The following is a 2,485-nucleotide window of genomic DNA, read 5'->3' as shown; positions in this document are numbered from 1 at the left end:
AATCCCGTTGGGGGTTGCGGCTTCACTTGGATTGACCTCGCAGATCGCATTGGACGCGGAGCGAGACGTGGCTGTCGGGATCCGGGTCTTGGCTTTTTCGGTGGGATGTGATCGGGCGGAGCGGTGAGTTGTTCCGACGGTGCACGAAACCGGTACCCGGCAGGCTCTTGCTTGCGCCGTCCCACCAAAACCGCAGGTCACGCAGGCTCGCAACGCCCGCAACCGATACCGCGATCCGGGTCGGGATCGCCGCCGGCCGGCTCGGGTGATCTGGTCGCCGGCTCGGATGGGTTGGGCCGATTCGTTCGTTGTCTCGGGTGACGGGGCCCTGTCGGTGTGCTGTCCGTGGCTCTGAGTACGGGGCGTGACAGTTGGCCTTGGCACGGGAGTTGGCCCTGGGCGTGGCGGTGGCGCGGGCTTGGCTGCGTATGCGTGTGGTGCCGGTCGCCCCGCTGGTCCGGGATATGGGAACCAGCGGGGGCGATTCGGGGGCGATCAGGCCTGGCCGGTGTCCTGGAGGATTCGGTCGATCAGGGCTGCGGCCTGCTCCGGATGCTCTTCCAGCCAACTGGCAAGATGTTCCCGGACGGCTTGTGCGACGCAGGCGCGTACTTCGGCGTTGCCCAGTACGCCACGCGTCGAGCCCTCGAACTCGGGATGGTCCAGCTTCACCGACACGACCGCCGTCAGACCCTCGCCGATCCGGTCCGTGCCGAGGTCGGGGTCCGTCGCCGTCCGGAGTCGCCGCTCCCGCGCGTACGCGTTGACCGCGGCGGCCAGGCCGTCACGCAACCCCTCCGCGTGGGTGCCGCCGCAGGAGGTGGGCCGACTGTTGGCGAAGCTCCGGATCCGCTCCTCGCCGGCGCCGCGCCACCGGAATGCCACCTCCATCGTCCCGGCCATCCGTGGATCTTCCTGTTCGAAGCCGACGATGTCCGGGTAAGCGGGTGCCGCCGCCTGTGCGTCCAGGACCGCGACGAAGTCCCGCGCGCCGCCCGAGGACCGGAATCGAACCGACCGGGACTCGGCCGGGCAGCGCAGATCGGTCAGCGAGATCTCCAAGTCCCGGTTCAGAAGGGCCAGTTCCTTGAATCGGTCCGCCAGCGTGTCGAACGAGCACGCCGCCGTCCCGAAGATTTCGGGATCCGGCCGGAAGGTGATGGTGGTCCCGCTTCCTGTCGCCGCCGGCTGCGCGTCGGTGCGCACGGCGACCGGGACGCCGCGCGCGTACTCCCGTCCCCAATGGACCCCTTCGCGCCACACCTCGGCCGTCATCCGACTCGACAGGACATTGGCGACGAAGAGCCCTATGCCGCCGTAGACGGGCATCACGTCGTAGCGGCCACCGGGCCCCACGCCGAAGTGCATGTGGGTCAGCAGGGCTTCGAGATCGGGACCGCCGCCGTCCTCGCCGTCCTCGCCGTCCTCGACGGGAACACCCGCCCCGTCATCGGCGACGCGCACGCCGCCGCCGGGTGTGAGCGTGATGTCGACGCAGCCGGCACGGCCGGTCAAGACCTCGTTCACCGCCCGGCCGGCGACATCGAACACCATTTCGTGCAAGCCGCGTTCACCGGTTGAGCCGACGTACATCCCGGGCCGCTTCCGAACGGCTTCCCGCTCCTCCAGCACCTGGATGTCGGCTGCGTCGTACCTGATCGCTTCCCCACTCACGATGTCCCCTCCGAGGGTGTGCGGCAGAAGTCGTCAGCGTAGGCAAGTTCCGGCAAACTAGCAGGTCAGAGACGGTTTACCGAAGGCACGGACGCGCGTACGAACGCCTGCCCGGAGGCCGTCGACCCTGGGATCGCAACCCGCCTCCAAATTGCGACCGGGGGCCCACCGAGACCGCGCACGACGCCATTCCCAGCGACCTCAAGGCCACCAATCTCAACACGTTTCACCGGGCGGTCGTGAGCTCCCGAAGCGCCGGTCACCCGAGACCGGCCAATCCACACCGGCCAACGCCGACCGATGGGCAACAGGGCCACCCGCTTCCGTTCTCGCCTTGACGCAACGCATGTCGCCGGGCAGTGCACGCCGCAACCACAGGCCCCACCCGGAAGGGCACCCGCCCCATCCGGAAGCCACCGGCAAACCGCGCCGGATCACCCACTCCATCCGCCGCCGCCGGCGCCTCCCCGACAAGACAAGCCGGCATCTTGCCGGAGAACTCAAGGCTTCTGACCGCCGATGACCCGAGACCAGGCCGACCGACAGCGGCCAATGCCAACCGGTGACCGCACGGCCACCCGTGCCCAACCCCACCACCAAGGCCCAATGCACGCCGAGAGCAGTGCTCTCCGTGAGACGAGAGCAGTGCTCTCCGCGAAGGGGCGAGCAACTCGCCGGACCGCCCACTCTCTCCGCCCGATCACATCCCACCGAAGGAGCCAAGACCCGGATCCCGACAGCCACGTCTCGCTCCGCGTCCAATGCGATCTGCGAGGTCAATCCAAGTGAAGCCGCAACCCCCAACGGAATC

1 protein-coding gene is annotated in these 2,485 nt (G+C 68.6%); it reads right to left on the bottom strand.

Annotated features, from left to right (window positions below; all coding sequences use genetic code 11):
• Positions 1-495 precede the first annotated feature (495 nt).
• Complete coding sequence (locus tag ACWCPW_RS51860) at positions 496-1,674, bottom strand: ATP-binding protein (RefSeq protein ID WP_449768664.1); 1,179 nt, start codon at positions 1,672-1,674, stop codon at positions 496-498.
• Positions 1,675-2,485 lie beyond the last annotated feature (811 nt).

This window comes from Embleya sp. NPDC001921 (assembly GCF_053594475.1).
Note: the sequence above shows the minus strand (reverse complement) of the source record. Positions and strands in the feature narration are given on the sequence as shown.